Source organism: Pseudomonas karstica (assembly GCF_009707515.1).
In the GTDB taxonomy this organism is placed as follows: domain Bacteria; phylum Pseudomonadota; class Gammaproteobacteria; order Pseudomonadales; family Pseudomonadaceae; genus Aquipseudomonas; species Aquipseudomonas karstica.
On the sequence record NZ_WLYI01000050.1, the window covers coordinates 21000 to 28066 of the forward strand.

The window sequence follows — 7067 nt, forward strand, 5'->3', positions numbered from 1 at the left end:
GCGAACTCAACATTGTTATTAAGGGGACAAGTCGAGGAGGTGATTGCAAGCGCTGTGCCTAGTCGGCAAAAGGCATGAAATGGTCGTTTCGCCCGTTGCGGTGCACCCTGGATGCACCATCAAATGGCAGGCCGGGGCGGTGGGTGCACCAGCGTGCGCTACAACGGGGCGATGTCAGCGCTTGCGCATCAGGCCGATAAAGAAGAGCCCGCCAATGGCTGCCGTGGCCACCCCGATGGGCAAGTCTTCCGGGGCAATCAGGGTACGCGCCGCGACGTCGACCCAGACCAGGAACAGGCTGCCCAGCAGCACGCACACCGGCAGCAGGCGCCGGTGTTCAGCGCCCACCAGGCGCCGGGCGATGTGCGGCACCATCAGGCCGACAAAGCCGATGGAGCCGCTGATGGATACCAGCACGCCGGTCATCAGCGAGGCGATCAGGAATACTTTCAGGCGCACATTGCGGGCGTTCAGGCCCAGGGTCACGGCGGTTTGTTCGCCGGCCATCAAGGCGTTCAACGGGCGGGCCATGCCCAGTAGCAATAGCAACCCGAGCAACACGCTGAGGGTCGGGATCAGCAGCAGTTCCCAGCGCGCCAGGCCCAGGCCGCCAAGCATCCAGAACATCACCGCCGATGCTGCCCGGTGATCGCCCATGAACAGCAGCAGGTTGGCCGCCGCCATCATCACGAAAGACACTGCCACACCACACAGCAGCAAGCGATCACTTTCCAGGCGCCCGTTGCGGCTGGCCACCGCCAGCACCACGAACATGCTGAGCAACGCGCCGATAAAGGCCGCGATGGGCAGGGTCAGCAAGCCGATGATTTCACCGACATGCAGCACCACGATGACCGCGCCCAACGTGGCCCCCGAGGTTACGCCCAACAGGTGTGGGTCCGCCAACGGGTTGCGCGTCACCGCCTGTAATACCGCGCCGATCAGTGCCAGCCCGCTGCCCACCAATGCACCCAGGAGCATGCGCGGTACGCGGATCAGCCAGACGATATGTTCCTGGCCGAGGGTCCAATCCGCTTCACCGATCCCCAGCACCTTGTGCAATAAAATCCGCCACACCACATCCACTGGCACTCGCGCCGAACCGAATCCCAGCGAGACCACGCAAGAGATCAGCAGTAGCGCGCCAAGGCCACTGAGCAGCAGGGCGTAGCGACGGTTGATCATTCGCCGTGGAACCCCTTGGCCAGTGTTTCAACCGCCAGCACGTTATCGATACCCGGTGTGGCCTGCACGTAAGGGATGACGATAAAGCGCTGGTTCTTGATGGCGTCTACCGATTGCAGTGCCGGGTTGTCGAGCAGGAACCGCTCTTTCTGTTCGGCGGTGATTTCGCTGTAGTCGACAATCACGATCACCTGCGGGTTGCGCTCCACCACGGTTTCCCAGTTGACCCGGGTCCAGCTGGCTTCGACGTCCTCCAGAATGTTGCGCCCGCCGGCGGCATCGATCAGTGCCTGGGGCATGCCCAGGCGGCCGGAGGTCATGGCGCGGTCTTCGCCGCTGTCGTAGAGGAACACCCGGGGTTTTTCGGTGGGCAAGGATTTTTGCACCTCGCCAGCCTGCGACTGCATCTGTGCGATCAGCGCATTGGCGCGGTCCTGCACGTCGAAGATCTTGCCCAGGTTGCGCAGGTCGTTATAGGTGTCTTCCAGGGTCGCCGCCGGGCGCTTCATCACAAAGGCGCAAGACTCGGTCAATTCGTAGACGTTGATGCCCAGCGGTTGCAGGGTTTGTGGCGTGAGGTCGCCACCGACGCGCATGCCGTAATCCCAGCCGGCGAAGAAGAAGTCGACGTTGGCATCGAGCAGGGTTTCCACCGAGGGGTACTTGGCGGCGAGTTCCGGCAGGCCATCGAGGATTTGCGCCATGTGTGGGGTCACCGCCTTCCAGCCGGTGACCCCGCTGTAGCCGACCATGCGTGGTCTCAGGCCCAGGGCAAGCATCATCTGGGTCATGTTTATGTCGTGGCTGACGGCGTGTTTGGGCGCTTCCTTGAAGGTGACTTCGCGATTGCAGCTCTGGATTTTCAGCGGGTAGCGGGTCGCTTCAGCGAATGCCTGGGTTGCACCGCATAACAGGGAAAAACACAGCAGGGAGCGCAGGATCATGGTTGGGTTATCCAGGTGATTCGGGGGTAGCCAGACAGGGGGTGCGTGTCGATCAGCGCCTCGACGCCGAACACCTCGCGCAACAGTTCGCCAGTCAGCACTTCATGGGGCGTGCCGCTGGCGACGATGCGCCCATGGTTGATCACGTACAGGCGATCACAGAAGGCCGCGGCCAGGTTCAGGTCGTGAATGCTGGCCAGGGTGCCGATCTTCAGGCGCTTGACCAGTTTCAACAACTCAAGTTGATAGCGCGGGTCGAGGTGGTTGGTCGGCTCATCCAGGATCAACAATTGCGGTTGTTGGGCCAGGGCTCGCGCCAGGATCACCCGCTGTTTTTCACCGCCGGAAAGGGTGGCGAAGGCATGCGCTTCAAAACCCAGCAGGCCGACAGATTCGAGGGCCTGCTGGATCAGTTGCCGGTCTTCAAGGCTGTCGCTGTCGAACAGGCCCTTGTGAGGTGTGCGGCCCATGGCGACCACTTCATCGACGCGCAAACCGAAGGCGTCGGGAAACTCCTGCAACACCACGGCGATACGTTGGGCGCACCAGCGTGAGGACTGTTTCCAGACGTTCTGGTGCTCAAGCAGCACTTCACCGTCGTCCGGTTTACTGAACCGATAGGCGCAGCGCAACAGGCTGGTCTTGCCGCTGCCATTGGGGCCGATCAACCCGACAAACTCACCCCTATCCACCTGCAAGTTGGCGTCACGCAGTTGGAACTGGTGATGACAATGGCCGTGGCCCAGTGGGGTCCAGGCAAGATGGGTGAGGCTGAGTGAGGTCATCATTGCTCTCTAATGAAACGGTGTGGTTGGATCGTTCTCATGCTCTGCGTTCGATCAAAAGGTGTGGTCAGCGGTGACGAAAAACGACCGTGGCTCGCCGAGGATCCATTGCTGGCCGTCATTGTATTGGCTTACCGCGTAAGTGCGATCAAACAGGTTATTCAATTGCAGGCCCAGTGTCGTGTTGCGCAGCGCTTTCCATGACAGCGTGGCGTCGACCACGGTGTAGCTGGGCAGCTCGTTCTGGTTGGCGGTGTCGGCGTAACGGGCATCGACGTAACGCACGCCGGCGCCGGCGCGGATGTTATCGGTCACGGCTTTGCTCAGCCACAGGTTGGCGGTGCGTCGCGGAACATCGGTTGGCCGGTTACCGTCGCGGGAAACCTGCACGCCGTTGACCACCTGCGAGAAGTCGTCGTACTGGGCGCGAACGATGGCGGCATTGGCTTGCAGCTGCCAGGCGCGCGGCAGTTGCAGGTCGAGGCTGGCCTCCAGGCCGTTGGACGATTGCTGGCCGACTTGCTCCTTGAGTTGTGCGGTGCCTGGCACATCAATCAGCAGTTTCTTTTTGACGATGTGATAGGCCGCCAAGGTCCATTCGCCGCGCTGGTCCCAGAAGGCTTGCTTGATGCCGACCTCGGTTTGCTTGGCGGTGGACAGGTCGAACTGTTGCTGGCCCGGGCTCAGGGAAATCAGCCCACCCACGCCATCGGTGCTGGTGGCGTACTGGCCGTAGACCGAGGTATCCGTAGTGAAGGCGTAGACCAGGCCGGCTTTCCAGTTATTACCGGTGAGGGTCTTGTCGGTCTTGGGGCCGCCGGTCAAATCGTTGCGATCCACATGGACGTAGTCGCGGCGCAGACCGGTGATGAGGGACAGTTGCTCGGTCAGTTGCAAACGGTTTTCGGCAAAACCCGAGAACTGTTTGGTGGTGGTTGCGAACTGTGGCTTGAACGGATCCTTGCTCTCGAACGGCGCGGGTGCCGGGTGATACAGGTCAATCGGCTGACCGTTTTCCAGCACGTCATTGAACGGTGAGTTATTGGCAAGGCGAAAACGAATCCGGTTGTAGTCCGCGCCCACCACCGTCTGGCTGTCGAGGCCGAACAGCGTGTGCTTGAAGGTAAAGGTCTGGCGGTCGCCCACCTGTTCCTGATTGTGCTTGATGCCGAAATTGCCGCTGCGGGTCAATTGTCCATTGCTGAGGTTGTAGTTCTCGGCGTTCTGCCAGCGGCGTTGGGCCTTGAGGTAATACAGCTCGTTAGTGGCGCTGACGCGGTCATTGATCTGCCACTCGCTGGTCAGGCGTGTCCACTGGTCGTTGTAGTGTTGGGTGTCATTGCTGAGGTTGTAGTTCTTGTCCCGCAGGTTCTTTTGCAGGTGACCGTTGATCAGCGGTGTGCCGAAATAGTTTTGCGGGCGCTGGTCACCGTAATCGTGGGCGAGGGTGAAGCTCAGGTTGTCGGCGGCTTGCCAGCGCAGGGCGGCGCTGACGAAATCGCTGCTGGAGTCGCCACGGTCGATAAAGCCGTTGCTGCGCAGGCGGTTGACGTTGAGGCGGGAGCTCAACTGGTCGGTCAGCGAAACGCCACTGTCCAGGGCTTGCTGCTGGCGATCATAGGTGCCGTAGCCGAAGCGGATATGGTTTTCGATTTCGCCTGCGAAGGGTTTTTTCGGGATCGTGTTGATCACCGCTCCGGTGGCACCTTCGCCGTACAACACCGAGGCCGGCCCGCGCAATACATCGACACGCTCGACAGACCAGGTGTCCACGGGGAACGTGGAGGTGCCCATGCCGGTGTACAGGCGGTTGCCGTCATACAGCTGCATCACCGAGCCCTGGCCGGTAAACCCGCGCGCCGACAGCGAGGTGCCGCCATCGCCCGGGGTGCCGGTGCGGCTGAGGCCAGTGGCGCGGGAAATGGCGTCTTGCACGCTGGCGTCACCCCGTTCGCGGATTTGCTCGCCGGTCTGGCTTTCAACACTGCCGGGGGTATGCAAGGCGCTGAGATTAAGGCGCGAGCCGGCAGTGGTCGGCGTGGCCAGGCCGACATGATCGTTGTCGACAGCCGAGGCGATGACGGGGCTGGCAGGCAAGGTCAGCGCCTGGGCACTGTGATGCAGGGCGAGCAGGCACAAGCCGGACGCAAGGTACTTGTTCATCGGACGATAAATCGCTTCTTCGAGACGGTACTCGCCGCTGGGCGCGGCGAGCTGAGAGAACGTAATAAGTGTTATAAGTTAACACTTGTTGCGCGGAGGATGAAAGCCCGCGTAATCCTACAGAACGCCTCTATATAGGCCATCTCGACTGTTTCATGACGAAGGTGAGGCCGTCTCACGTTGACCCCAGAGTCGCGACAGAAGCAAACGATCCAGGACCCAGACCATCAATAAAGACGCGCCCACCAAGGGGAAAATAATCGCCAGGGCGAGCATGATCGCCATCGCGGTTTTCCACCTCGGCAAGTCGTGCCGCAGCGGTGGAACCCCCAGGCCGCCTTGTGGCCGGCGCTTCCACCAGATCACCACGCCACTGACGGCGCTGAGCAGGATCAGCAGGCAGATCAGCAGCACCAGCATCTGGTTGAGCAGGCCGAACATCTTGCCCTCATGCAGCATCACACCGACCTCCGTGGCACGGGCGACGCCGTTGTAGTGCTCCCAGCGCACATCGGCCAGGACCTTGCCGGTGTATTGATCGACATGCAGGGTGGCATCGTTGCGCGGGTCGTTGGCGAACACCGCGATGGTGAACACACCTTCAGCGGTCGTGGGAAACGTGATGCTGTAACCGGGCTCGACCTTGCGCGCGGCGGCCAGGTCCACGACCTGCTGCAGGCGGATGGTCGGGGCGGCTGGCTCCTTGCTCATGCCTGCGTGGTTCATGTGTTCGGCATGGTCGCCAGACATCGGCATCGGCGTATTTTCCATGGCCCAGGGCACGGTCTGTTGGGTGGCGGTATTGAGGGTGCGCGCCTGTTGATCGGATTGCGGCACGTTGTTCCACATCGCCGCCGGGAAGTGGTTCCACAAGTCAGCATATTGCTTGCCCCAGAAGCCGGTCCAGGTCATGCCGCTGAGCAGCATCACCAGCAAAAAGGCCGCGCCCCAGAAGCCGGCGACCGCATGCAGATCGCGCCAGAACAGCCGCCCGCGACTGCCCAGCCGTGGCCACAGCACTCCGGCCGATGACTTGCCTCGCGGCCACCACAGGTACACGCCGGAAACCACTAGCATCACGCCCCAGCCGGCAGCCAGTTCCACCAGCCGATCACCGACGGTGCCTATCATCAACTCGCCGTGCAGGGCGCGTGCGATGGCTTGCAGGTTGCTTTTCGCGTCCTGTTCGCCAAGGACAGTACCGCGATAGGGGTCGACGAATATCGTCAGCTCATGCCCGGCGTTGCGCATGACAAATTGCGCGCTGCTGGTGGCATCGACAGGCGGCAGGTACTTGCTGAGCGTGCCCTGTGGATAGGCTGCTTGGGCCCGTTGCAGTTGTTCATCGGCACTCAATGCATGTTCGGCGCTCTGGACTGTGAGCAAGTCGGGGTACATCAGCGGGTCGAGTTGGGGCTTGAACAGATAGATGATGCCGGTCAGGGCCAGCAGTACCATGAATGGTGCAACGAACAGCCCGGCGTAGAAGTGCCAGCGCCAGGCCAGGTTGTAGAAGGAAATCTTTGACGGGTTCATCGGGAGTGCTCCGCAAAAGGTGTAGGTAGTAGCCGCTGCCGAGGCTGCGATGCGTGTCCGCAGGACCGCCCTAGGGGGTCGCTTCGCAACCCATCGCAGCCTTATTCTTCGGCAGCGGCTACAGGTTTATGTGTTGTTGTTAGACGCTCATGTCGACCTTGGTCCAGGGGCCAGAGCGTGTGCCCTGGCTCCTTGATGGCTTGCGGGTCATTGGCCGGGTAGCCGAAGCCGGTGTTGCCCGCCAGGTTCAAATGCTCGGCATAAGCCTTGCCGAACAGGTTGTGGTGGCAAGAACGGGGGGTATCCCAAAGGGGAGACAGCAGAGAGCCTGAACATGAAAAATTCCATCAAACAATCGTAAACAACACGGCCAGCAGCCTGCGGCTGTCTATCTGAAGTCGGCCGGGTGAAGTAACGGTGCGAAGTGTTTACGACGCGATGGGGGGGCGCGGCT

5 protein-coding genes and 1 pseudogene are annotated in these 7067 nt (G+C 61.3%); all 6 read right to left on the minus strand.

Annotation, left to right across the window (positions count from 1 at the left end):
• Nucleotides 1-174 precede the first annotated feature (174 nt).
• The gene (locus tag GIR22_RS24610) at nt 175-1185 is read right to left on the minus strand and encodes a FecCD family ABC transporter permease (protein ID WP_154745880.1); all 1011 of its coding nucleotides are present in this window, start codon (nt 1183-1185) and stop codon (nt 175-177) included.
• Nucleotides 1182-2129, minus strand: a complete 948-nt coding sequence (locus GIR22_RS24615) for an ABC transporter substrate-binding protein (RefSeq protein WP_154745881.1) — start codon at nt 2127-2129, stop codon at nt 1182-1184. Before GIR22_RS24615 ends, GIR22_RS24610 begins: the two co-directional genes overlap by 4 nt.
• Complete coding sequence (locus GIR22_RS24620; RefSeq protein ID WP_154745882.1) at nt 2126-2914, minus strand: ABC transporter ATP-binding protein; 789 nt, start codon at nt 2912-2914, stop codon at nt 2126-2128. Before GIR22_RS24620 ends, GIR22_RS24615 begins: the two co-directional genes overlap by 4 nt.
• A gap of 54 nt (nt 2915-2968) precedes the next feature.
• Nucleotides 2969-5077: a TonB-dependent receptor gene (locus GIR22_RS24625; RefSeq protein WP_154745883.1), complete on the minus strand. Its 2109-nt coding sequence runs from the start codon at nt 5075-5077 to the stop codon at nt 2969-2971.
• Between the two features lie 153 nt (nt 5078-5230).
• Complete coding sequence (locus GIR22_RS24630; RefSeq protein WP_154745884.1) at nt 5231-6613, minus strand: PepSY-associated TM helix domain-containing protein; 1383 nt, start codon at nt 6611-6613, stop codon at nt 5231-5233.
• Nucleotides 6614-6714: 101 nt separating this feature from the next.
• Nucleotides 6715-6894, minus strand: a pseudogene (locus tag GIR22_RS26820) (hypothetical protein); the annotation flags it as partial.
• Nucleotides 6895-7067: the final 173 nt, after the last annotated feature.

Bases quoted from the DNA above. Each gene is read 5' to 3' on its own strand.
- GIR22_RS24620 (WP_154745882.1), bottom strand. From the start codon at position 2,914: ATGACCTCACTCAGCCTCACCCATCTTGCCTGGACCCCACTGGGCCAC.
- GIR22_RS24610 (WP_154745880.1), bottom strand. From the start codon at position 1,185: ATGATCAACCGTCGCTACGCCCTGCTGCTCAGTGGCCTTGGCGCGCTA.
- GIR22_RS24615 (WP_154745881.1), bottom strand. From the start codon at position 2,129: ATGATCCTGCGCTCCCTGCTGTGTTTTTCCCTGTTATGCGGTGCAACC.
- GIR22_RS24630 (WP_154745884.1), bottom strand. From the start codon at position 6,613: ATGAACCCGTCAAAGATTTCCTTCTACAACCTGGCCTGGCGCTGGCAC.
- GIR22_RS24625 (WP_154745883.1), bottom strand. From the start codon at position 5,077: ATGAACAAGTACCTTGCGTCCGGCTTGTGCCTGCTCGCCCTGCATCAC.